The 24,341-nt window shown below is 31.3% G+C and carries 18 protein-coding genes; 12 read left to right on the top strand and 6 right to left on the bottom strand.

Annotated elements, in window-relative coordinates; translation table 11 throughout:
- Window positions 1-26 precede the first annotated feature (26 nt).
- Window positions 27-626 carry a ribonuclease HII gene (locus tag DPIF8902391_RS07680; protein ID WP_058885911.1) on the bottom strand — a complete coding sequence of 200 codons (600 nt, stop codon included), beginning with the start codon at window positions 624-626 and terminating at the stop codon, window positions 27-29.
- Between the two features lie 70 nt (window positions 627-696).
- On the opposite strand from DPIF8902391_RS07680, the gene DPIF8902391_RS07675 reads away from it, so the two are divergent.
- Both DPIF8902391_RS07675 and nhaC read left to right on the top strand, forming a co-directional pair.
- Window positions 697-2,661, top strand: a complete 1,965-nt coding sequence (locus DPIF8902391_RS07675) for a putative porin (protein WP_058885910.1) — start codon at window positions 697-699, stop codon at window positions 2,659-2,661.
- Between the two features lie 162 nt (window positions 2,662-2,823).
- The gene (gene nhaC, locus DPIF8902391_RS07670; protein WP_172505486.1) at window positions 2,824-4,329 is read left to right on the top strand and encodes a Na+/H+ antiporter NhaC; all 1,506 of its coding nucleotides are present in this window, start codon (window positions 2,824-2,826) and stop codon (window positions 4,327-4,329) included.
- 83 nt (window positions 4,330-4,412) lie between these two features.
- Here nhaC and DPIF8902391_RS07665 read toward each other — a convergent pair whose 3' ends face one another.
- On the bottom strand, window positions 4,413-4,871 hold the full coding sequence (locus DPIF8902391_RS07665) for an Lrp/AsnC family transcriptional regulator (RefSeq protein ID WP_058885908.1): 459 nt from the start codon (window positions 4,869-4,871) through the stop codon (window positions 4,413-4,415).
- 284 nt (window positions 4,872-5,155) lie between these two features.
- Here DPIF8902391_RS07665 and DPIF8902391_RS07660 point away from each other — a divergent pair, with 284 nt between their 5' ends.
- From DPIF8902391_RS07660 to DPIF8902391_RS07650, 3 genes are all read left to right on the top strand, one after another.
- Complete coding sequence (locus tag DPIF8902391_RS07660; protein ID WP_058885907.1) at window positions 5,156-6,286, top strand: DegT/DnrJ/EryC1/StrS family aminotransferase; 1,131 nt, start codon at window positions 5,156-5,158, stop codon at window positions 6,284-6,286.
- Window positions 6,287-6,317: 31 nt separating this feature from the next.
- Entirely contained in the window at window positions 6,318-7,325 is a 1,008-nt protein-coding gene (gene galE / locus DPIF8902391_RS07655) for a UDP-glucose 4-epimerase GalE (RefSeq protein ID WP_172505485.1), read from the top strand.
- 630 nt (window positions 7,326-7,955) lie between these two features.
- On the top strand, window positions 7,956-9,467 hold the full coding sequence (locus tag DPIF8902391_RS07650) for a choice-of-anchor I family protein (RefSeq protein ID WP_172505484.1): 1,512 nt from the start codon (window positions 7,956-7,958) through the stop codon (window positions 9,465-9,467).
- A 109-nt stretch (window positions 9,468-9,576) separates the two neighbouring features.
- On the opposite strand, the gene fabD is transcribed toward DPIF8902391_RS07650, so the two are convergent.
- Window positions 9,577-10,479 carry an ACP S-malonyltransferase gene (fabD, locus tag DPIF8902391_RS07645; RefSeq protein WP_172505483.1) on the bottom strand — a complete coding sequence of 301 codons (903 nt, stop codon included), beginning with the start codon at window positions 10,477-10,479 and terminating at the stop codon, window positions 9,577-9,579.
- A 268-nt stretch (window positions 10,480-10,747) separates the two neighbouring features.
- Between fabD and DPIF8902391_RS07640 the strand changes: the two genes are divergently transcribed.
- From DPIF8902391_RS07640 to DPIF8902391_RS07610, 7 genes are all read left to right on the top strand, one after another.
- Complete coding sequence (locus DPIF8902391_RS07640) at window positions 10,748-11,998, top strand: mechanosensitive ion channel family protein (RefSeq protein ID WP_172505482.1); 1,251 nt, start codon at window positions 10,748-10,750, stop codon at window positions 11,996-11,998.
- A gap of 12 nt (window positions 11,999-12,010) precedes the next feature.
- Complete coding sequence (locus tag DPIF8902391_RS07635; RefSeq protein ID WP_172505481.1) at window positions 12,011-13,096, top strand: ABC transporter permease; 1,086 nt, start codon at window positions 12,011-12,013, stop codon at window positions 13,094-13,096.
- A gap of 82 nt (window positions 13,097-13,178) precedes the next feature.
- Entirely contained in the window at window positions 13,179-15,569 is a 2,391-nt protein-coding gene (locus tag DPIF8902391_RS07630) for a TonB-dependent receptor (protein WP_172505480.1), read from the top strand.
- 80 nt (window positions 15,570-15,649) lie between these two features.
- The gene (locus DPIF8902391_RS07625; protein ID WP_058885900.1) at window positions 15,650-16,723 is read left to right on the top strand and encodes a PepSY-associated TM helix domain-containing protein; all 1,074 of its coding nucleotides are present in this window, start codon (window positions 15,650-15,652) and stop codon (window positions 16,721-16,723) included.
- An 88-nt stretch (window positions 16,724-16,811) separates the two neighbouring features.
- Window positions 16,812-17,252: an acyl-CoA thioesterase gene (locus tag DPIF8902391_RS07620; RefSeq protein WP_172505479.1), complete on the top strand. Its 441-nt coding sequence runs from the start codon at window positions 16,812-16,814 to the stop codon at window positions 17,250-17,252.
- Between the two features lie 16 nt (window positions 17,253-17,268).
- A complete protein-coding gene (locus tag DPIF8902391_RS07615) occupies window positions 17,269-18,063 on the top strand; it encodes a DNA/RNA non-specific endonuclease (protein ID WP_172505478.1) in 795 nt (264 codons plus the stop codon).
- Between the two features lie 161 nt (window positions 18,064-18,224).
- Window positions 18,225-20,663, top strand: a complete 2,439-nt coding sequence (locus tag DPIF8902391_RS07610) for a helix-turn-helix domain-containing protein (protein ID WP_058885898.1) — start codon at window positions 18,225-18,227, stop codon at window positions 20,661-20,663.
- Between the two features lie 123 nt (window positions 20,664-20,786).
- On the opposite strand, the gene sufD is transcribed toward DPIF8902391_RS07610, so the two are convergent.
- The 3 genes from sufD to sufB are packed head-to-tail and all read right to left on the bottom strand — an operon-like array spanning window position 20,787 to window position 24,328.
- Window positions 20,787-22,094 carry a Fe-S cluster assembly protein SufD gene (sufD, locus tag DPIF8902391_RS07605; protein ID WP_172505477.1) on the bottom strand — a complete coding sequence of 436 codons (1,308 nt, stop codon included), beginning with the start codon at window positions 22,092-22,094 and terminating at the stop codon, window positions 20,787-20,789.
- Between the two features lie 7 nt (window positions 22,095-22,101).
- Window positions 22,102-22,854 carry a Fe-S cluster assembly ATPase SufC gene (sufC, locus tag DPIF8902391_RS07600; RefSeq protein WP_058885896.1) on the bottom strand — a complete coding sequence of 251 codons (753 nt, stop codon included), beginning with the start codon at window positions 22,852-22,854 and terminating at the stop codon, window positions 22,102-22,104.
- A 25-nt stretch (window positions 22,855-22,879) separates the two neighbouring features.
- Complete coding sequence (sufB, locus tag DPIF8902391_RS07595; protein ID WP_058885895.1) at window positions 22,880-24,328, bottom strand: Fe-S cluster assembly protein SufB; 1,449 nt, start codon at window positions 24,326-24,328, stop codon at window positions 22,880-22,882.
- Window positions 24,329-24,341 lie beyond the last annotated feature (13 nt).

Raw genomic sequence — 24,341 nt, 5'->3', positions numbered from 1 at the left:
TTATTTGGATGACAAAAATAGAAAAACTAAAGGGTTAATTTTAGTTGTTCGGGTAGTAATTTAAAAGTCTTGCGATGATAAGGGGTAATCCCAAACTCACGAATTGCATTTCGATGTTCTTTTGTTGGGTAGCCTTTGTTTTTTTTCCACTTATACTGCGGATATTCTTTATCGATTTTTTCCATATAATCGTCTCGATAGGTTTTTGCCAAAATAGAGGCGGCAGCAATACTCATAAATTTGGCATCGCCTTTTACAATGGTTTGGTGCGGAATATCTTTATAAGGTTTAAATTTATTTCCATCGACAATTATAAATTCGGGTTGTGGCGAAAGCTTGGCAATAGCGCGTTGCATTGCTGTTATTGATGCTTGTAAAACATTAATTTGATCAACTTCTTGATGGCTTACAAATGCCACGGCATACGCTAGGGCATGTTTTTCAATATATGGGCGTAATTCTTGGCGTTTTTTTTCTGAAAGTTGTTTGGAATCGTTTAATAATTCATGTTTAAAGTTTTCAGGTAAAATAACAGCAGCAGCGACTACAGGGCCGCTTAAGCAGCCTCTACCAGCTTCGTCTGTTCCTGTTTCTAATGTGTATTGACTATAATTTAATTTCAGCATGCTACAAATTAACAGTTTTCAAAGAAATTATTCACATTTTTTGTCGTTTAATTATTTTACTTTTGTGCTTATGAAGAGAATTTTTATAGTGTTTTTTTGTTTACTAAGTGTTCAGTTGTTTTATGCTCAAATAAGGCAGTTAGATGGTGGGATGGCTAATTTTAATGGCGGTGGTTTGAATCAAAACTTAGATTCAATTTCTGATACTGAAATTAACGTAAAACTTAGTGGGAAAACCAAATATACCGATTATAAAATTATATCATTTAAAAACGATACCACCATTGTTGACACCACTTTAACCATTCAAAAACATTATAAATTCAATTTTTTAAGAAAAGATAATTTTGAGTTATTAGGTTTTCATAATCAGGGGCAAACGTTTACCAATTTAGGCTATGATTTTACCGATATTTCATCATTTCCTGACATTGGTTTTCGTGCCAAACAATTTAATTTTTTTGAAAAGGAAGATGTAAATTATTACCACGTACCAACGCCCACTACAGAGGCAATGTACAAAACAGGTTTGCAACAAGGGCAGGTGTTAGATATTTTATTTACAAGTAATTTTTCAAAGCGATTTAACGTAGGGGTTGCCTACAAAGGGCTTCGATCGTTAGGCGCTTACAGGCGTTCGTTGGTGAGTTCGGGTAATTTTAGGGTTAGTTTTAGCTATGAAAGCCCAAAACAGCAGTATGCGATTCGAGGTCATGCGGTAAATCAAGATATTTTAAACCAAGAAAATGGCGGTTTAACAGACGATTCATTAACTGCTTTTTTTAATGATGATCCTAATTTTAGTAAAGATAGAGGTAGGTTAGATACCAAATTAATCGATGCTCAAAATAAGCTAGATGCAAAACGCTTGTATTTTGAACATACCTTTAAATTATTAGCCTCTAAAGATAGTTTGCATCAAAAAGATTTTTCAAATTTAAAAATAGGACATTCATTTACTAGAAGTTCAAAACATTATACTTTTAATCAAATTACAGCAACGCCCCTTATTTTTGGAAAAACAATTTTAGCAAATAATATTAACGATAAAACCTCTTATTTACGTTATAATAATTCGGTTTTTTTAGATTTTAATTCAAAATATATTTTAGGGAAATTCAGTGTAAAAACAGGCTATACAACCTATAAATATGGCTACGATAATTTGCAAAATAATGTGGTAGGCATCACTAAAAATAAATTAATAGGAAAAGCGGTTTCTTTTGGTGCAAGTTGGAACGGAAAAATTAAAAACTTTCATGTAAACGCCCTTGCAAATATAACACCAGGCAATGCTAGGCTTTCAGGGAACAACTTAAAAGCCGAAGCTTTTTACAAAAAAGACAGTATTATTACTTTAAAAGCGCATTTAGAAATTAGCAATAAACGCCCAAATTTTAATTTTTTACTACATCAAAGTACTTATAACGATTATAATTGGGAACATAATTTTGAATTGGTAGGGACTAGAAATTTAGGAGGTGTTTTATCTTCAAAATGGATAAACGGATCTTTAGATATTACCAATATTGACAACTACACCTATTTTGATCAAAATAATTTGCCAAAACAATTTTCAGGAAGTGTTAATTATTTAAAAGCGAAAGTTTCCAAAGAATTTACCCTAGGTAAATTTGCTTTAGACAACACACTGATGTATCAAAAAGTTGCCAGCGGAAATCAAGTTTTTAGAGTGCCCGAATTGGTAACACGAAACACCTTTTATTATTCCGATAGTTGGTTTAAAGGAAAACCATTATTTGTGCAAATAGGCGCAACCTTTAAATACTTTTCTAAGTATAAAATGAATGCTTATAATCCGTTATTGGCTGAATTTACCTTGCAAAATGATACCGAAATAGGATATCCAACAGTTGATTTATTTTTCAATGCAAGAGTGCGCCGAACTCGTATTTATTTTAAGGCAGACAACATCAGTTCTTTTGTGTTAGATAAAAATTATTTATCGGCACCAAATACCCCATATCGAGATTTTACCATTCGTTTTGGTGTGGTTTGGAATTGGTTTATTTAATAAAATAACGTTTTTTAAAAGTGATTTTATCTGATAATTTTCTAGTAAAATTAATCAATTTAAGCAAATTAGTGTAATTTAACTACTAATTATGTTACAAACTGATTCTATTTGCGTACTTCTTAGTAATATCGTAACATTACATATCTAAAAAAACTATAAATGCAAGACGGTAAAAACATCTCTGAGATTAAAACAGGCGACCAAAAAATAATTGAAAATAAAGAGTTAAATATCTGGGAAGCTTTAATTCCCGTGTTTGCTTTAATAGCAATGTTGGCGTATAATGTTTTTGTTTATGGAGATGATGCTTTGGGTGGAAGTAATCAATTTATTTTATTATTAGGAGGCGCTGTAGCCGCAATTGTAGGTTTTAAGAACCAGGTTTCTTATAAAAGAATGATGGAAGAAGTCGCCGAAAACATCAAATCAACCGCAGGAGCTATTTTAATTTTGCTGATGGTAGGTTCATTGGCAGGAACTTGGCTAATTAGCGGGATAATTCCTTCGATGATTTACTACGGATTACAAATTTTAAACCCCACCATATTTTTAGTAGCATGTTTAATAATTAGTGCTGTAATATCAATAGCGACAGGTAGCTCATGGACAACATCGGCAACCGTTGGTATCGCATTGGTAGGGATTGGTGATGCCTTAGGAATTTCATTAGGAATGACCGCAGGAGCTGTTTTATCGGGTGCTTATTTTGGTGATAAAATGTCGCCAATGTCCGACACTACAAATTTAGCGCCCGCAATGGCAGGAACCGATTTGTTTACCCATATCCGCTATATGACCTACACGACCATTCCGACTTTTATAATAACGATGATCTTTTTTATCATTTTAGGATTTACTCAAACAGCTACAGGCGAAGCTGACACACAAGGAATGCTTGCTGATATTGACAAAGCGTTTAATATTACACCTTGGTTATTTTTAGTACCCGTATTTGTAATTGTTTTAATAACCAAAAAAACACCACCTTTAATTGCTTTATTAGGAGGAACACTTTTAGGCGGAATTTTTGCTTTAATATTTCAACCAGATGTGGTGGCGCAAATTGCAGGGGTAAAAAGTTTAGATTTTAAATCGGCATATAAAGGTGTGATGCAGGCAATTACCGTAGAAACTTCAGTAGCTACCGATAACGAGGTTTTAAAAGATTTATTTACCGCAGGCGGGATGAAAAAAATGCTAGGAACGGTTTGGTTAATTTTATTAGCGATGGTTTTCGGAGGTATTATGGATGCCATTGGCGCATTGGCAAGAATAAGCAGTTTTATGCTTGGTTTATTTGATTCTGTTTTTGGATTATTTGCCAGTACAGTTGCAACCTGTATCGGTTTAAATTTTACAGCTTCGGATCAGTATTTAGCCATTGTGGTACCAGGAAAAATGTATGCAAAAGCCTATAAAAATAAAGGATTAGCCCCTGAAAATTTAAGTAGAACTTTAGAAGATTCAGGAACAGTAACCTCGGTTTTAATACCTTGGAATACTTGTGGAGCGTATCATTCAGGTGTGTTAGGCGTACCAGTAGTTGATTACGCTTTCTTTGCCATGTTTAACTGGTTAAGCCCATTTATGACCTTATTATTTGCAGCTTTCAGAATAAAAATTAGAGAACTTGCAAAACCATCAAAAGAAGGTAGTAAAAAATAACATAAATCATCAAAAATAGTTAGATAAACACCAAAGCCTTACTTTAAATAGTGAGGCTTTTTTAGCGGTATCAACAAAAAACATTACAAAACAATAGTGTTTGAATTTTTAACCTGCCCAATAGTAAAAGTACTGTGAGTACTACCAATATGCTTTAAAGCAGTTAATTTGTGTACCATAAATTCACGATATTCATCCATATCTTTCACATAAATTTTAAGAATATAATCATAATCGCCACTTACATGAAAACACTCGGTTACTTCCTGTAATTTATTAATTTCTCGTTCAAAAACTAGAATATATTCCTTGGTGTGTTTCTCTAATTTTATATGACAAAAAACTAAAAAATCCTTTTCAATTTTATTTTTATTTAGCAAGGCAACATACTGGGTTATTACGCCTTCTCTTTCTAGTTTTTTAATTCGTTCATAAACCGCGGTTACCGATAAACCTAAATGCAAAGACAGCTGTTTGGTAGTTTGTTTGCTATCTTTTTGGAGTAATACTAAAAGTTTTTTATCAATTGTATCTAATTTCATTTGAAAATTTTTGCAGTTTAAAACATAAAGAAATAAAAAAACACTTTAAAATAAAGAAGACTCAAAATTAAATAAAATTAGCTTTAAACCTATAAATAACTTTCAATATTTCTATTGTTTTAAAGCAATTAAGCAGTGTTAACATCTTAAAATGATGCCTGTTAAAAAAAGTTTTTAACAGGAGTATAAAAACGAACTCCCTTCGCTTAATTTATGAGTTAATTTGATGAAAGATAACAGAAATTTAATTCGTATTTTTGAAGCTCAACAAATTCATTTTCCTGATGAAAAAAATTCAAATGGTTGACCTACAAGGTCAATATGCAAAAATAAAACCACAAGTAACCAAAGCTTTTGAAAACGTTTTAGACACCGCCTATTATATTGGAGGTCCTGAAGTTAAAGGGTTTGCTTCTGATTTAGAAAAATACTTAAACGTAAAACATGTAATTCCATGTGCCAACGGAACCGATGCTTTACAAATAGCGATGATGGGCTTAGGCTTAGAGCAAGGAGATGAGGTAATTACTGCCGATTTCACCTTTGCTGCAACTGTTGAGGTTATTGCTTTATTAAAATTAACCCCTGTTTTAGTTGATGTTGATGCAGCTACTTTTAACATGGATATTGAGGCTTTAAAAAAGGCAATTACGCCAAAAACAAAAGCCATTGTACCTGTTCATTTATTTGGGCAATGTGCCAATATGGAAGCGGTAATGCAAGTTGCCAAAGAACACAATTTATTTGTAATTGAAGACAACGCCCAAGCAATTGGTGCCGATTACACCTTTACCGACGGAACAAAGAAGAAATCCGGAACTATCGGAAACGTAGGAACAACCTCATTTTTTCCTTCTAAAAACTTAGGATGTTATGGCGATGGTGGTGCTATTTTCACCAATGATGACGACTTAGCACATACTATTAGAGGAATTGTAAACCACGGAATGTACAAACGTTATTACCACGATGTTGTAGGTGTAAATTCTCGTTTAGACAGTTTGCAAGCCGCTGTTTTAGAAATAAAACTTCCTTTATTAGACGGTTTTTGTGATGCTCGTAGAAAAGCAGCTACTTACTATTCGAATGCTTTTGCTAGCAATCCGAATATTATTACGCCAACAATTAGCGATTTTTCAACACATGTTTTTCATCAGTATACTTTAAAAATTACCAACGGAAAACGCAACGAATTACACCAGCATTTATTAGATAATAATATTCCAAATGCGATTTATTACCCTGTGCCATTACACGCTCAAAAAGCTTACAAAGACGAACGCTATAATGAGGCTGATTTTAAAGTTACAAATCAACTAATTGAACAAGTAATTTCATTGCCAATGCACACTGAATTAGATCAAGAGCAGTTGGTATTTATCACCAAAACTATTTTAGAATTTGTAGGCGAATAAAGCTGTAAATTAAATTATCAATAAAAAAATCATGAAAAAGATATTAGTAACTGGCGGATTAGGTTTTATAGGATCACACACCGTTGTAGAATTACAAAACAAAGGTTTTGAAGTAGTTATTATTGATGATTTATCAAACTCTAAAATAACTGTTCTAGATAAAATTACCGAAATAACAGGCGTAAAACCCGATTTTCATCAATTAGATTTGCGTATTAAACAAAACGTTACTAATTTTTTCAACAATAATACTGTTGATGGAATTATTCATTTTGCAGCCTTTAAAGCTGTTGGTGAAAGCGTTGAAAATCCGTTAGATTATTACGAAAATAATATCGGGAGTTTAGTGTATTTATTGCAAGAAATTAGAAACAGAAAACTAGATAATTTTATTTTCAGTTCATCTTGTACCGTTTACGGGCAAGCCGATGAATTGCCAATTACCGAAAATGCGCCTACAAAACCTGCTGAATCTCCTTATGGAAACACCAAGCAAATTGGTGAAGAAATTATAAAGGATAGCTGTAAGGCTTATAATATAAATGCCATTGCACTGCGTTATTTTAATCCGACAGGCGCGCACGACAGTCTTAAAATTGGTGAATTACCTTTAGGTGTTCCTCAAAATTTAATTCCGTATGTAACACAAACAGCCGCAGGGATTAGAAAAGAATTAGCTGTTTTTGGTGATGATTACAATACACCTGACGGAACAGCAATTCGTGATTATATTCACGTAGTCGATTTAGCAAAAGCACATATTGCGGCGTTAAATCGTTTATTAGAAAAGAAAAATAAAACTAATTTTGAATTTTTCAATGTAGGTACAGGAACAGGAAGTTCTGTTTTAGAAGTGATTAATACTTTTGAAAAAGTTACTCATAAAAAACTAAATTATAAAATTGTGGCGAAACGAGCAGGTGATATTACCGCCGCATATGCCGACACTACAATTGCCAATAAAGAGTTGAATTGGAAAACTGAAAAAACCTTAGAAGATGCGTTATTATCTTCTTGGAAATGGCAAAAAAAACAGTAATATAATTTATTTTTTTATAACAATTAAAAACAGGATTCAATATTTTTTATTGAGTTCTGTTTTTTTTATTAGAAGCAATTTCCCGCTTTCCGCACTCGCTTTTTTTGTTTTTTAAAAGAAAAACAAAAAAGAGCTCAAACAAAGCTTCAATCGGGGCTAGGCATTTGTACACTGTTTTAAATTTTTAGAGTCAGTTCGAGTGATTTTTTCCTTCAAAAAAATGCTATTGAGAACTTTTTTATCATCAAAATAAATGAAGATAAAAGAATTCAAATTCTCGATACAATTTTAATTCCTTTTAGTCATTAAAATCACTCGAATTGACAAGAATTGACAAGAATCATCAAAAAAAAGAGAATAACGACGGAAAATCAGGATGCGAACCTGAAATAAATTCAGGTTGACAGATGCTATTCCTTATTTTTCTGTCATATTTTTTTAAAAAATAAAATTTAAAGCAGCTTTTAGGTTAACAGACTAAAAACAAACTACTGCTAACATAAATCATTCATTTTAAACATATTTAAGCCGAAATAAGGCAGTGTTTTAATTATTCCTTATCTTTTTACTAACATTAACATCAAAGAAATAGCTCAGTTTTGTAGCAACAAAAATTAACAAAAACATCTAATGAAAACATTTCAAAAAATTATTTTAAGCACTTTAAGTGTTTTAGCAATCGGTTGTCAAAATGAAGATGAACCTGTAAAAAAAATAATAAATACAAACGTAAATTTTAGTTATAAAACAAGTATCAAAATTGGTGGTGAAGGCGCTTCAGAAATTTCGGCATTCGATAAGATATCGAAAAAATTATTTACGGTTAATGTGGAATCTCAAGAAATTTCTATAAATGATATTTCTGATTTAAATAATCCTAAAAAAGAAAAAATAAATTTAACTGCTTACGGTTCGCCAAACAGTGTTGCCGTTCTTGATGGAAAATTAGCCGTTGCCGTAGAAGCAACAATCAAACAAAATGCAGGGAAAATTTTACTATACAATACTGCCGATAATAAACTAATAAGTCAATTTACTGTAGGCGCATTGCCCGATATGCTGGCATTTTCACCCGATGGAAAAACAATTGTTTCTGCTAACGAAGGCGAGCCAAACGATGATTATACAAACGACCCAAAAGGAACTATAAGTATTATTAATATCGAAAATAAAGAGGTTACTACTTTAAATTTTGATGCTTTTAATTCAGATGAAAGTGCGTTAGAAAAAAATGGATTTCGAGTTTTTGGACCAAATGCTTCTTTATCGCAAGATGTAGAACCTGAATATGTTGCTATTTCTGATGATTCTAAAACTGCTTGGATTTCTTTACAAGAAAACAATGGAATCGCAAAAGTAAACTTAGCTACCAAAACAATTGAAGCAATTTATCCTTTAGGTTTTAAAGACTACAACCTTGCTAAAAACAGCATTGATGCTAGTGATAAAGACGATAAAAAAGAATTAAAAAATTGGCCAGTAAAAGGAATGTATCAGCCAGATGCTATTAAATATGCAAATATTGGCGGCGTTGATTATATTTTTTCTGCAAACGAAGGAGATTCTAGAGATTATAAAGGTTTTAGCGAAGAAGTTAGAATGGATGAATTAACCTTAGATGAAACTGTTTTCGATGCTTCATTAAATTATTTAGACAAAGCAAATTTAGGAAGATTAAAAACCACTACCACTTTAGGTGATGTCAATAATGATGGAAAAGTAGAAACACTTTACAGTTACGGAGCTCGTTCATTTAGTGTATGGTCGGGCGATAATGGCTCGCTTTTATACGACAGCGCAAACAGTATTGCTACCCAAACTTTAAAAGCTACACAAAGCCGTTTTAATGACGATGACAAAAGAAGCGATGACAAAGGAGCAGAGCCTGAAAGTGTTGAAATTTTAAATATCGGTAATGAGCGTTATATTTTATTTGTTGGTTTAGAAAGAAACGATCAAGTTATGGTCTATGATATAACCAACCCAACGGCTCCTGTATTTTTAGATATTTTATCTCATACTGGCGATGAAGGTCCTGAAGGTTTATTGGCAATATCAGCAGCAGATAGCCCAACAGGAAAAGCCTTATTAGTGGTTTCTAATGAAGACAGCGGAACGGTTACTTTTTACGAAAACAACTAATATTTATTTTCTTTAAATAGTAATAAACATAGTATTAAACACAAAACAAAACCTCCAGCTAAGTAAATAGTTGGAGGTTTTTTATTGAATAATTAGGTGTAAAATAATCTTAAATTTCAGTTGACTCTACAGGTAAAACAGCTGCGCTTGCGGCAACGCTTTTATCTATTTTACGCATTAATCCTTGTAACACTTTACCAGGACCAACTTCAATAAACTCAGTTCCTCCATCGGCAACCATTGCCTGAATACACTGCGTCCATTTTACAGGAGCAGTTAATTGGGCTATTAAATTTTCTTTAATTTCCTCAGGACTAGTTACTGCTTTTGCCACTACATTCTGATATACAGGGCAAGTTGGCTCACTAAAAGTAGTTTCTTGAATTGCTTTTGCTAATTCCTCACGAGCAGGTTCCATCATTGGAGAATGAAATGCACCTCCAACAGGTAAAACTAAAGCTCTACGTGCGCCTTTTTCTGTTAATATTTCACAGGCTTTTTCAATAGCTGTTACTTCTCCTGAAATTACTAATTGTCCAGGGCAGTTATAATTTGCCGCCACTACAATTCCATCAATTTCGGCACAAGTATCTTCAACAATTTTATCTTCTAAACCTAAAACAGCTGCCATGGTTGATGGCTTTATTTCACAGGCTTTTTGCATTGCCAAAGCTCTTTTTGAAACTAAGGTTAAGCCATCTTTAAACGATAAAACACCGTTTGCTACCAATGCTGATAATTCTCCTAAGGAGTGTCCTGCAACCATTTCTGGTTTAAAATTATCGCCTAAAACCTTTGCTAAAATTACCGAATGTAAAAAAATAGCTGGCTGAGTTACCTTTGTTTGTTTTAATTGTTCGGCTGTACCTTCAAACATTACGTCTGTAATACTAAAACCTAATATATCGTTTGCGCTTTCAAATAGCTCTTGGGCTAAAGGATATTTTTCATATAAATCTAATCCCATTCCTGTAAATTGTGCTCCTTGACCTGGAAAAATATATGCTTTCATCTGTTTATTTGTTGTTTGTTATGCTATGCAAACATACACATTTTAAAAATTTATCGTTAATGAGTTAATGTATTAAGTTCGGTTTTATAAAATGATGCACAAATACCTAGCCCCGATTGTAGCAATTGTTTGAGCTCCTTTTTTTTCTTTTAAAAAAAGAGCGAGTGCGAAAAGCGGGAAATAGCTCCAAATAAATAGTTATAGTGTTTTGAAAAAAATAAGTAACAATTGCCCTAGAAATTCCTACTTTTGATACTCAAATAAAATTATGATAAGTAAATCTTTTTATCGGTTAATTAAAAATTATTTTTCAACCTCAGAAGCATTAGCAATTAACTTAAATTTGATAGCAAACTTACTTGTTATTGGAATTTTAGGCTATATTTTTTTTAAATTATTCCGTCATTATGGAACGCGATTTGTAAAAAAACTAGTATCAAAAACAAGCACTAATTTTGATGATTTTTTATTGAATAATCGGGTGTTTTTAAATGCTTCTCGAATTGTAGTTTTTTTATTCTTATATTCTTTACTAGCTCCTCTTTTAATTGATTTTCCTAATGTTTTAAACTATGGACAACGTTTTATTAATTTAGCTATTTTACTTTCAATCATCTGGTTTGTTCGAAGTATTTTATTAACAATTAAAGATTTTTTAAGAACTTTAACCGCCTTTAAAGACAAGCCTTTAGAGAGTTATGTTCAAATTTTTATGATTGTTTTATGGATTATCGGTTTTGTTATTTCGTTTTCGATAATAACAGGAAAACCATTGATTCGTTTTTTAACGGCTTTAGGAGCTTTTTCGGCTGTTTTATTACTTATTTTTAAGGATACAATTTTAGGTTTTGTAGCAAGTATTCAAATAACGGTAAACGATACGGTGCGTTTAAATGATTGGATTACCATTGATAAATACAATGCCGATGGAAATGTAACAGCAATTAATTTAGCCTCGGTAATTGTGCAAAATTTTGACAATACCGTAACGAGTATTCCTACGTATTCGTTGATTTCTGAATCGTTTAAAAACTGGCGTGCCATGGATAATTCTGGCGGACGTAGAATAAAACGCTCGGTATTAATTAAAATAAATAGCATTGAATTTTTAACAGATGCCGATGTTGCTCATTATAAAAAAATAGCGCTAATTTCTGATTATGTAAGCGAAGCTTATAGCGATGTGCAAGCTTATAATACTACAAATAATATTGATAAATCGATTTTAATTAACGGTAGAAACTTAACTAATTTTGGGATGTTTCGTAAATATTTAGACGAATATTTAAAACAACATCCGAAGATAAATCAAGAATTATTGTTTATGTCTCGTCAATTACAGCCTACCCAAAATGGTATTCCGTTAGAAATATATGCGTTTTGTAAAAATAAATCGTGGGTTGCTTATGAACGAGATATGGCAGATATTTTTGACCATATTTTGGCAAGTGTATCGTATTTTAATTTAGAAGTTTTTGAAAGCCCTACAGGAACGGATATTTCAACTCTTAAACAATAATCATTTATTTTGATGCTAAATTTTAAAAAAAACGGTTCTTTATGGCAGTTAGCTACCCGAAAATTCCTCGAAAGTAAAACAGGGGTTTTTAGTTTCTTATTTATCGTTTTCTGCGGATGTATGGCTGTTTTCTGTTATCTAATTGCGCCTGATAATAGCAATTCTGCAAATCAGATGCACTTAGAAATTCATTCAAAATCACCAGGTTTTTCAGTACAAATGCTTAGTATTCCATCAAAATCAAAAGAAAAACAATCGTGGTTTTCGGTTTTTATCGATGGAAAAAAAAATGTTGCTACGGAAATTCCTATAAAATCGTATGTAATAAAAGGGCATCAATTAGAAATTGTAAAATATTCGGATGGTTTATCAAAAGCATATCCACTGTCTTTATTTAAAAATGAACCTGAAAAATATATTCAACAAAAAACATTTTGGTTTGGAACAGATAAATATGGGCGCGATTTATTAAGTAGGCTGTTAATTGGAGCACGAATTTCATTTTTCATCGGATTTATAGCTGTTTTTATATCGCTTTTAATCGGTATTCCTGTTGGAGCAATTGCAGGTTATTTTGGTGGGAAAACAGATGCTTTTATTATGTGGATTATTAATATTACTTGGTCTATTCCTACATTATTATTGGTAATCGCTATTACTTTAGCTTTAGGAAAAGGTTTTTGGCAGGTGTTTATCGCCGTAGGCTTAACCATGTGGGTAGAAGTTGCTCGTGTAGTACGTGGGCAGGTAATTACCACCAAACAGCAACAGTATGTGGTGGCGGCAAAAGCTTTAGGTTTTTCTGATTTTAGAATTATTTTCAAACACATTTTACCCAATATTTTAGCGCCGATTATTGTGATATCAGCTGCTAATTTTGCCGCAGCTATTTTAATTGAAAGTGGCTTGAGTTTTTTAGGAATCGGTGCGCAACCTCCAACACCATCGTGGGGCGCGATGATTAAAAATCATTATAATTACATCATTTTAGGAAAGCCTTTTTTAGCCTTAATCCCAGGGTTGGCAATTATGAGTTTGGTAATGGCTTTTATGCTAATAGGAAATACACTTCGTGATGCTTTGGATGTAAAGGGGTAGTTTTTTTGGGGTTTAAAATACATTTATATTTATTTACTCTAAATAAGAATAAGTTGTATTTTTGCATCCAAAAATAACTAAAATGAAAATATATAAAATTTTATTAATAACATTATTCTCGGTATTTAGTGCGTATTCACAAAATGTACTAACAGGAACTATTACTGATACGCATGGAGAGGGAATTGTAGGGGCTGCTATTTTTATAAAAAAAATAGAAAAAGGAACAACAGCAAATATTGAAGGAAAATACGAACTTAAAAATTTAGAAAAAGCAACGTATTTAATAACGTTTCAATCTTTAGGATACAAAACAGAAGTTAAAAATATCATTATCAATAAAAATACTACAATCCTAAACATAACCTTAGAAGAGGATTCTAGTAAATTAGATGAAATTGTTGTTTCTGCAGGAAGAACTTCAGAAAAAATTTCAGAAATACCTGCTTCTATTACAATTGTAGGAACAAGGGAGTTGGAAAAATTAGGTACAACGACTACGAATATTAATGATATTTTAGAGTTTTCTGTCCCTGGTTTAGCTTCTAGTACAGGAACTTATTCTAATTGGGGGCAAACACTTCGTGGTAGACAACTGCTAGTAATGGTAGATGGAATACCGCAATCTACACCTCTTAGAAATGCTAAAGTGGGTTTAAAATCTTTAAATCCAAATGATATTGCTAGAGTTGAAGTTATAAAAGGAGCTACTGCTATTTATGGTAATGGTGGAGATGGTGGTATTATAAACTATATTACAAAAAAGCCAAATAAATATAAAAAATTAAGCGGTAAAACGAATTTGTGGCAAACAGCAAACTTAAAAAGAGTTAAGGATGCTTTAGGTTGGGGAGCATACCAATCTTTATCAGGAAATATGAATGACTTTTCATATTATGCCTCTGGAAGTTACGAGCAAACTGGTAATAAATATGATGCCAATGGCGAAGTATTACTACCTACTTATGGTTTAGATAACACAAAAATATTTAGTGGTTTATTAAAATTAGGCTATCAACTTAATGACAATCAAAAATTAAGTTTAATGGCGAATCATTATCAAACTCGTCAAAACACTCCTTTTGTCGCTACATTAGGTTCAATAACGGTATTAAATAAAGAAGGAGATTACAAAATAACTCCAGGAAAAGGAATATTACCAACATCAACAAATCCGATACTAGGTAGTGAAACAGGAGTTACCACTACAAATGCACAATTAAAGTATCAATTATCTGATATTTTTAACGGTACAACAAATTTAGATACTGATGTATTTTATCAAAAAAGTAAAAATATATTTTTCTATTCTCCTAGGTTTGTTGGTGGTGGACAGTCTGTTGTAAATTCAGAAAAAATAGGTTTTAGACCTAATTTTCATACTGTTTTAAACATCGATTCTCCCGTAAATACGTCTTTTACTTATGGTGTTGATATTTTAAAAGATAAAACAAACCAAGGGTTATTAGATGGACGCTTATGGGTTCCTAATTTAAATTTATTTAGCTACGCACCATATTTGCAAGCTAAATTTAAATATAATCAAGATTGGGTTTTTAAAGCAGGTGTACGTTACGATGCGATGAATCTTAAAATTGAAAATTTTACTACATTACCTTACTCATCTAAGTCAGATAATAATTTTACAGATCCTGTTAATGTTATTGGTGGTGATTTAGATTTTAAAAATACCGCGATAAACTTAGGGCTTAGATATATTAAAAATGATGAATTTATACCTTATGCAAGTTATTCTCAAGGGTTTTCTCTACCTGATTTAGGTAGAACATTAAGAACTGCAATGGCTGATAATGTAAATCATTTAGATATTAACGCGATCAAAACAAACAATTACGAATTTGGATTTTTATCAAAATTTAAGCACGTACGTTTCGAAGCTGTAGGTTTTTATAGTACTTCAAACTTCGGGTTGGGGCTTATTTTTAACGATGATATTAATCGGTTTGAACAATCTAAAAATCCTCAAAAAATATATGGAGCCGAAGTTTCTACTGATTTTACTTTCTTAAATGATAAATTACAATTTGGTGGTTCGTATTCTTTTGTTGAAGGATTAAAACATACTCCAGGAAATCCAAATGACTTAAGCTACATTGGTGGTGATGTTGTTTCTCCTCCTAAAACGACTGCATATATTAATATTCAACCAATAAAAAACTTAACATCATCAGTGCGTTTAATTTATACGGGTAATCGTAATCGATTTAATCCGAAGGAAAAAGAAGGTATATATTCTTATAATTATAGAGAAGTACCTGTAAAAGGATACACAATGCTTAATTTTTCAAGTACATATACTGTAAAAAATAATATAAAATTATCGGTTGCGGTAAATAACTTATTAAATGAGTTCTTTTTACCTGCAAGAGCACAATGGGCAGCCCCATTAAGAAGTCAAACTAGCGCAGGTGAAGGAATAAATGCTAAACTAGGAGTGGTTTATGAATTTTAGAAGAAAATAATTAAATAAATAATTTTATCAAAAAAAGCGAATGATTTTCATTCGCTTTTTTTTAATATGTAACGAAGTAAATGAAACCCTATAAAATAATTAAAATACTTCATTTATGGCTTGGTTTAACTGTTGGACTTATTGTTTCTTTTTCAGGAATAACAGGCTCTTTATATCTTTGGCAACCTGAAATTGCTGCTTATTTAACAGCTAAAGAATTAAATATTGATACTTTTAATAAAACAAAGATACCTTATCAAAAAAATATTCAGACAGTCGCTAAACTAACAGAAATACATGGTGATTCTATCAAAAAAATACAACTTCCTTATCGAAAAAATAATTACATTATTTTAACTTTTTTAAACGGAACAACTTCTTATTATCATCCTGAAAAGGGTGTTTATTTAGGAAGTAATTTAAAAACAAACTCCTTTTTTGAAACACTGTTACAACTTCATAGAAACTTATGTTTTAAACCTTATGGAAGTTATATTATAGGAGTGTCATCTCTTATTTTTTGCTTTTTGATATTAATTTCAGGGTTTTTATTGTGGCGTAGGAGCTATAAAAAAAGATGGAAAAAAGGGTTTACGATAAATTGGTATTCTTCTAAAAAGAAATTTAATTATAATTTGCATAAAGTAGCAGGAATTTATTTTATAATTCCATTAATAATGCTTTCTTTTTCAGGAGCATATTTTACTTTTTATAAAGAATATAGAATATTATTATCGGCATTACCAGCGTATAAAATAGCAGAAAATTCTAGTATTCATAAAACCAAAATAGGCGGTTTTTTCGATATTGAAAAGCAAACAAAAAGGTTATTTCCTGATGATAAACTTTGGTCAATATATTATCCTTCAAAAAAAGATGAATATTATCGATTTAGGTTTATAAACACGCTTAAAATTGAAAGTGGACTTAGAAAATCAACAGATATTTTTACAGATAAAAATTTAACAATAGTTAAAATAAATTCTTTTTATAAAAATCCATTATCTTTGAGAATAACAGCACAAATGTATCCAATTCATATTGGCGAATCATTCGGCTTTTTTCATCGTATTTTAGTTTTTATTACAGGGTTTATTCCACTGATTCTTTACATAACAGGAATTCGTTTTTATTTATATAAAAAACGTAGATAATCCATTATTAAAAATGATTTTTGAAAACAGTTTGACTGAATTTCAATATTATAAATTATGATGTACTTTTGTTATTAAAAAAGAACAGATGAGTTTTAGCGTACAATTTAAAACACGATGGGCCGATTTTGATGCCAATATTCATATGCGTCATACCGCATACAACGATTATGCTGCCGAAGTTAGATTGCGTTTTTTTAAAGAACACAATATTTTTATTCAAGATTTTACTAAAGAAAAAACAGGTCCTATTTTATTTGAAGAAAACACCAAATTTTTACGTGAAGTTCACATGGGAACTGATATTTCGGTAAATCTTAAAATTATTGGATTATCAAACAAAGGCGAGCGTTGGAAAATTCAACATGAAGTTTTTAATGAAAAAGGCGATTTATCGGCAGTAATTACCGTTTATGGAGCTTGGTTAGATTTGGTAAAAAGAAAATTAACGGTTCCGTCTGAAAAATTTCAAACAATTTTCAATAAAGTAGAAAAAACAGCCGATTTTCAAGAAATTATCTTAAAATAATAGTAAATAATATTTAATGAGTATATCTAAAAAAATAAAATTAATTGTAGCAATTATTGTCCTTATTACTGGGTGTTTATTAAAACAAACTCCTGGCGATACTACCACAGATGTTACACGAAATCCTAGTGGATTTAATTATTTACCAACTTCAACAACGGGCGTTATTGTAAAGCATGATGGGTATCAATTATCGTATAACGAAAAACATGAACAGGCAGAATGGGTGGCGTATTCTTTAAGTAAAAATGATATTAAGACCACTAAAATTAAGCGTCCTTATTTTATTAATGATCCGAAGGTAAAAACACGGTCGGCAAATTATAAAAGTTATAAAAAATCAGGGTATGATAGAGGTCATTTATGCCCTGCTGCCGATAAAAAATATTCGGTAGAGGCGTATAATGAAACTTTTTATACCTCTAATGTTACGCCACAAAGACATAGTTTTAATGCAGGAATTTGGCTTCGATTAGAAGAAAAAACGCGTTATTGGGCTAAGAAATATCAAAATATATATGTGGTAACAGGTGGTATTTTACAAGATGATTTAAGAACTATCGGACGCGATAAAGTTTCTATTCCTAAAGAGTTTTATAAAATAATTGTAGATTATACAAATCCAAGCCAAGCAAAAGCGATTGCTTTTTTAATACCTCATAAAAAAAGTAAAAAACCGTTGTATGAATTTGTGGTTTCTATTGATGCTTTAGAAGCAAAAACAGGAATCGATTTTTTCCCTGAATTACCAGATAATATTGAAGATGAATTAGAGCGTTCTACTAATTATAAAGCGTGGGTTTTTAGATAATTTAAACGTGGTTGCCTATACTATTATAGAATACGAAATGAAATCCTACGCAAAATGTGTAGGATTTTTTATTAGTGAGTATTCTATTCAAATTAAAATAAAAGAGTATTTTAAAAAAAGTACTTTTACAGCTCCAATAAATAGCGTAGAATAATTTTGTGATGATAGAAAATAAAGAATTAGACCTTGCCGTTCAGTTTATAGAAAAAACAGATAGAAACCTTTTTATCACAGGAAAAGCAGGAACAGGAAAAACTACTTTTTTACATAAAATAAAAAATGAATCTTTAAAAAGAATGGTTATTGTAGCGCCCACTGGTGTTGCGGCAATTAACGCAAAAGGGGCAACGATTCATTCTTTTTTTCAGATGCCTTTTGGTCCTATTTTACCAAATCAAATTGAAAATACCTCGAGTCAGCAACGAAAGTTTAATAAAACAAAAATAGATATTATCCGATCGTTAGATTTAGTAATAATCGATGAAATTAGTATGGTGCGAGCCGATTTATTAGACGGAATTGACCAAGTTTTAAGAAAATATAAAAATCGTCATAAAGTTTTTGGCGGTGCACAGGTTTTAATGATTGGCGATTTACAGCAATTATCGCCTGTGGTACGCCCAAATGATTGGAGTATTTTACAAGAGCATTATAAATCGGTTTATTTTTTTAGTAGCAAGGCTTTTCAAGAGTCGAATACAATAGCTATCGAACTAAAGAAAATCTATAGACAGAAGAATGATGCTTTTATAAAAATATTAAATGAAATCAGAAATGACTCTTTGTCTTATGATTCTGAAAAAATATTAAATGAAAGATATGACCCTAATTTTCAGCCTAAAAAACAAGATGGTTATATTACATTAACCACGCATAATAAAAGGGCAGAGGCAATTAATACGCTAGAATTAGAAAAAATAAAGAAGAAAAGTTTCTTTTTTAAAGCAGAAGTATCTGGTAAATTTAATGAAAACTCCTATCCAAATAGTGATGATTTAGAATTAAAAGTAGGCGCTCAGGTGATGTTTATTAAAAATGATAGCTCACCTGAAAAAAGATACTTCAATGGTAAAATTGGCGAAATAAAAAGTATTGATGATGATACTATTTACGTAAAATGCCCTAATGATGATTTTGAAATTGAAACAAAGAAAGAAATTTGGGAGAATATCAGCTATTCAATCGATGATCAAACTAAAGAAATAAAAGAAGATGTTGCGGGTTCTTTTACGCAAATTCCGTTGCGATTGGCTTGGGCAATTACCATTCATAAAAGTCAAGGGCTAACTTTTGAAAAAGCAATTATTGATGCCGAAGCTTCTTTTGCACACGGTCAAACTTATGTGGCTCTTAGTAGATGTACGAGTTTAGAAGGCATTGTTTTGAAAACAAGGATTGGAAGTAGTTCAATTATTAACGATAGAACCGTAGATTCTTTTAATAAAAATGTAAGCCAGAATATTCCTGATAAAACTGTTTTAGATGATTCAGAAAAAAAATATCAGCTTAATTTAATTGCCGAATTATTTGATTTCCGCCCGCTTTTATATCCAACCACAAGGGCTATTGATATTTTTTATAAAAATCAAACCAGTTTAAACGGTATTATGATTTCTCATTTAGAAACTATTAAAGATGACGGAATTATTCCATTATTAAAAATTGCAAATGGTTTTAAAAATCAACTAGAAGTGCTTTCTAAAGAAACAGAATTAGCTGAAAATAGCACTGTAATTAATGATAGATTTGCAAAGGCAATTACTTATTTTAAAACGCAAACGCAAGAGTTTATAAAAAAACCATTAAGCGGAATTTCTTTTTCTACCGATAATAAAGCAGTTCAAAAAGACTTAGAAACTCAAATTTATACCTTAAAAAATTTACTATCGATTAAATTATATTGCTTCTTAAAATTAAAAGATACTTTTAAGGTAAAAGATTATTTGCAAATTCGTGCCGATGCAGTTTTACTAAATACCGAAAAGCCTGTTAAAAAAGCCTTTGTCTCAGCAAAAGATCCTGCTTTGGCGGTAAGTTTACGTATGTTAAGGGATGAAATTTCTAAAAAACAAAATACGGCTCCTTTTCAAATTTTTAGTCAAAAAACATTGTATGCAATTTGCGATATGCTTCCTAAAACCGCTCAAGAGTTGTTAAAAGTAGAAGGGATGGGAAAGGTTAGGGTGCAAAAATATGGTGGTCAAATTTTAGACGCCGTTAGTCTTTATTGTAAGAAAAATAAATTAAAAGAGTCGGTTAAAACGGTTTCAAAAACAGGAAAATTAGCTGTAAAAAAAAGAACTGAAATAAAAATACCTACCAGAGAAATTAGCTATTCTTTTTTTAAACAAGGACTATCAGCAAAAGAAATAGCAACTAAAAGAGGGCTAACTTTAAATACAATTGAAACACATTTAATGAGTTATATTAGTTCAGGAGATATTGATGTATTAGATGTTATACCTTTAAAAAAGTATAAAGAGTTGGTGCAAACTATTGAAGAAACTGAGTTTAAAAGTCTGAGCGAATTAAGAAAAAAAACGGAAAATAAATTTTCTTTTTCAGAATTGAAAATGGTGTTGCTTTCATTGAAATTATAAAAAAGACTGTGGTAAATTAGAATCTGAAATTTAAACAAACTCTAACTAATAAATACAAAAAAGACCATTCAAAATAATTGAATGGTCTTTTTTATATAATATGTTTAGAATGATTTTTACAAATTAAAAACCAATATCAACACCTAATTTAGTAGCTATTAATTTATTAATTCGCTTTTTAACTTCTGGTATTTTTACACTTTCTAAAACCGTGTTGGCAAAGGCATACATTAATAATGCTTTTCCTTCTTTTTTAGGAATCCCACGTTGTTGCATGTAAAATAATGCATCTTCGTCTAATTGACCAATAGTACAACCGTGTGAACATTTTACATCATCAGCAAAAATTTCTAATTGTGGTTTTGCATTGATTGTTGCTTTATCACTAATTAAAACATTGTTGTTTTGCTGATACGCATTTGTTTTTTGAGCTTCTTTTTCAACAATTACTTTACCGTTGAAAACTGCTGTAGAACGTCCGCCGTAAATCCCTTTATAATCTTGATGCGATTCGCAATTTGGTTCAATATGATGCACCAAGGTATGATGATCGATATGTTGTTTTCCTTCAGAAATCGTAATTCCTTTTAAAATAGAATCGATATGTTCGCCTCTTTGATAAAAGTTTAAGTTATTACGTGTAATATTTCCTCCAAAAGAAAAAGTATGTACCGAAACAATACTGTTCGATTTCTGCTCTATATAAGCATTGTCAACCAATGACGCATTTTCATGGTCATTTTGAATTTTATACATATCAACCGTAGCATCTTTAGCAGCATAAACTTCGGTAACCGCATTTGTTAAAACAGGGTTCGAAGTTAAACTTTGATGACGCTCAATAATTTGAACATGTGCGTTTTGCTCGGCAATAATTAAATTACGAGGCTGTGTCATAACAGCTTCTTGATTACCGGTTGTAAAATAGATAATTTGTATTGGCTTTTGAACCTCTACATTTTTAGGAATATAAATATACGCTCCTTCGTTTGCAAAGGCGGTATTTAATGCTGTTAAATTATCTTGCTTAGCTATTTTATTGAAGTGTTTTTCAATAATAGCTTTATATTTAGGCTTGGTTAATGCTGATGACATTAAGCAAACATCAATAGTGTCGTGTGTTGTTTCTGATAAAAAAGAGCTGTATTTTCCATTGATAAAAACTACTTTATAAGTATCTATATCGTGGATAAAATATTTCTTTACATCTGCCAATTCTATAGCATCTTCCGAATTTGGAAAAATATTATAATCGTGCTTTAACACTGAGTTTAAAGAAGTGTATTTCCAAGCTTCTAATTTCTTAGTAGGAAATCCTAATTCTTCAAAATTTTGTAGTGCTTTACTTCTAATATCGTGCAGATCAGAATTAATATCTTCGCCATTTTCAAAGGCAACGTACGAGGCGGTTATTTTGTCTTTTAATTCCATCTATCTTTTAAGAATTAACTTCATCTTTAATCCAATCATATCCTTTTTCTTCAAGCTCTAGGGCTAAAGAAGCATCGCCAGATTTTACAATTTGACCATTGTATAAAACGTGAACAAAATCAGGAACGATATAATCTAATAAACGTTGGTAATGTGTAATAACAATTACTGCATTATCTTTCGATTTTAATTTATTAACTCCGTTTGCTACAATACGCAAGGCATCAATATCTAAACCAGAATCGGTTTCATCTAAAATGGCTAATTTAGGTTCAAGCATTGCCATTTGAAAAATTTCATTACGTTTCTTTTCTCCTCCAGAAAACCCTTGGTTTAAAGAACGTGATAAAAATTTACGGTCAATTTCTAACAATTCTGATTTCTCACGAATCATTTTTAACATATCTTTTGCAGGCATGTCTTCTAAACCTTTGGCTTTACGATTTTCGTTAATTGCCGTTTTTATAAAGTTTGTTACAGAAACTCCAGGGATTTCAACAGGATATTGAAATGATAAAAAGATACCTTTATGTGCTCTTTCTTCAGGAGCTAATTCACCAATATCTTCACCATTTAAGGTTATTAATCCGTCGGTTACTTCGTATTCTTCTTTTCCTGAAATTACAGAAGCTAAGGTACTTTTACCAGCTCCGTTAGGACCCATAATAGCATGAACTTCTCCTGCTTTAATTTCTAAATTCAATCCCTTTAAGATTGATTTATCTTCTATGTTAGCGTGTAAATTTTCTATTTTTAACATGGTAATATATCTTTGTTATTGGCTATTAACCAACGCTTCCTTCTAAACTGATTTCTAATAATTTTTGTGCTTCTACAGCAAATTCCATTGGTAATTTATTTAGTACTTCTTTACTAAAACCATTTACGATTAATGCAATTGCTTTTTCGGTATCTATTCCACGTTGGTTACAGTAAAATAATTGGTCTTCACCAATTTTACTTGTCGTTGCTTCGTGTTCTATCTGTGCCGATTTATTTTTTGTTTCAATATAAGGAAAGGTGTGTGCACCACACTGATTACCCATTAGTAAAGAATCACATTGCGAGAAGTTACGCGCATTATCGGCACGAGGGCCAATTTGAACTAATCCTCTATAAGAGTTTTGTGATTTTCCTGCGGATATTCCTTTTGATATAATGGTTGACTTGGTATTTTTACCTAAGTGAATCATTTTAGTACCAGTATCAGCTTGCTGATAATTATTGGTAACTGCTATTGAATAAAATTCTCCAACAGAATTATCTCCTTTTAAAATACAACTAGGGTATTTCCAAGTAACTGCCGAACCTGTTTCTACCTGTGTCCAAGAAACTTTGGCGTTGGTTTCACAAATGGCTCTTTTAGTTACAAAATTGTAAACCCCACCTTTTCCTTCTTTATTTCCAGGATACCAGTTTTGCACAGTAGAATACTTAATTTCAGCATCATCCATGGCAATTAATTCAACAACTGCGGCATGTAACTGATTTTCATCTCTACTAGGAGCGGTACAACCTTCAAGGTAAGAAACATAACTTCCTTTATCAGCAACAACTAAAGTTCTTTCGAATTGTCCTGTTCCTCCTTCATTAATTCTGAAGTAAGTTGATAATTCCATTGGGCAACGAACACCTTTTGGAATATAACAGAAAGATCCATCAGAAAAAACGGCTGAATTTAACGCTGAGTAAAAATTATCGGTAGTTGGAACAACAGTTCCTAAATATTTTCTTACTAATTCAGGATGTTCTTGAATAGCTTCAGAAATAGGCATAAAAATAATACCTTTTTTACCTAAAGTTTCTCTAAAAGTTGTTGCAACAGAAACAGAATCTACTACAATATCAACAGCTACATTAGCTAATTTTTTTTGTTCATCTAAAGAAATTCCTAAACGTTTAAAAGTGTCCAATAATTCAGGGTCAACTTCATCTAAACTGTTTAATTTTGGCTTTTCTTTTGGTGCTGAATAATAGGCAATGTCTTGAAATTTTGGTTTTTCGTAATGAACATTTGCCCATTCAGGTTCTTCCATTTCTTTCCAGACTCTAAAGGCTTCTAAACGCCAATCAGTCATCCATTGCGGCTCGTTTTTCTTTTTAGAAATAGCACGAACTACATCTTCATTTAACCCTTTTGCAAAGGTTTCACTTTCTATATCAGTATAAAAACCATATTCATATTCTTTGGTTTCTAACTCTTCTCTTAAATCGTCTTCGGTGTACTTGCTCATAAGTGAGTTGTAA

It is taken from the genome of Tenacibaculum finnmarkense genomovar ulcerans (assembly GCF_900239495.1).
GTDB classification, from domain to species: domain Bacteria; phylum Bacteroidota; class Bacteroidia; order Flavobacteriales; family Flavobacteriaceae; genus Polaribacter; species Polaribacter ulcerans.
This window is presented reverse-complemented; position numbering and strand designations above follow the sequence as displayed.

Coding starts and splice junctions, on each gene's coding strand:
- DPIF8902391_RS07680 (WP_058885911.1), bottom strand. CDS start 626: ATGCTGAAATTAAATTATAGTCAATACACATTAGAAACAGGAACAGAC.
- nhaC (WP_172505486.1), top strand. CDS start 2,824: ATGCAAGACGGTAAAAACATCTCTGAGATTAAAACAGGCGACCAAAAA.
- sufC (WP_058885896.1), bottom strand. CDS start 22,854: ATGTTAAAAATAGAAAATTTACACGCTAACATAGAAGATAAATCAATC.
- DPIF8902391_RS07675 (WP_058885910.1), top strand. CDS start 697: ATGAAGAGAATTTTTATAGTGTTTTTTTGTTTACTAAGTGTTCAGTTG.
- DPIF8902391_RS07665 (WP_058885908.1), bottom strand. CDS start 4,871: ATGAAATTAGATACAATTGATAAAAAACTTTTAGTATTACTCCAAAAA.
- DPIF8902391_RS07635 (WP_172505481.1), top strand. CDS start 12,011: ATGCTAAATTTTAAAAAAAACGGTTCTTTATGGCAGTTAGCTACCCGA.
- DPIF8902391_RS07630 (WP_172505480.1), top strand. CDS start 13,179: ATGAAAATATATAAAATTTTATTAATAACATTATTCTCGGTATTTAGT.
- DPIF8902391_RS07650 (WP_172505484.1), top strand. CDS start 7,956: ATGAAAACATTTCAAAAAATTATTTTAAGCACTTTAAGTGTTTTAGCA.
- DPIF8902391_RS07615 (WP_172505478.1), top strand. CDS start 17,269: ATGAGTATATCTAAAAAAATAAAATTAATTGTAGCAATTATTGTCCTT.
- DPIF8902391_RS07660 (WP_058885907.1), top strand. CDS start 5,156: ATGAAAAAAATTCAAATGGTTGACCTACAAGGTCAATATGCAAAAATA.
- fabD (WP_172505483.1), bottom strand. CDS start 10,479: ATGAAAGCATATATTTTTCCAGGTCAAGGAGCACAATTTACAGGAATG.
- DPIF8902391_RS07640 (WP_172505482.1), top strand. CDS start 10,748: ATGATAAGTAAATCTTTTTATCGGTTAATTAAAAATTATTTTTCAACC.
- sufB (WP_058885895.1), bottom strand. CDS start 24,328: ATGAGCAAGTACACCGAAGACGATTTAAGAGAAGAGTTAGAAACCAAA.
- DPIF8902391_RS07610 (WP_058885898.1), top strand. CDS start 18,225: ATGATAGAAAATAAAGAATTAGACCTTGCCGTTCAGTTTATAGAAAAA.
- sufD (WP_172505477.1), bottom strand. CDS start 22,094: ATGGAATTAAAAGACAAAATAACCGCCTCGTACGTTGCCTTTGAAAAT.
- galE (WP_172505485.1), top strand. CDS start 6,318: ATGAAAAAGATATTAGTAACTGGCGGATTAGGTTTTATAGGATCACAC.
- DPIF8902391_RS07620 (WP_172505479.1), top strand. CDS start 16,812: ATGAGTTTTAGCGTACAATTTAAAACACGATGGGCCGATTTTGATGCC.
- DPIF8902391_RS07625 (WP_058885900.1), top strand. CDS start 15,650: ATGAAACCCTATAAAATAATTAAAATACTTCATTTATGGCTTGGTTTA.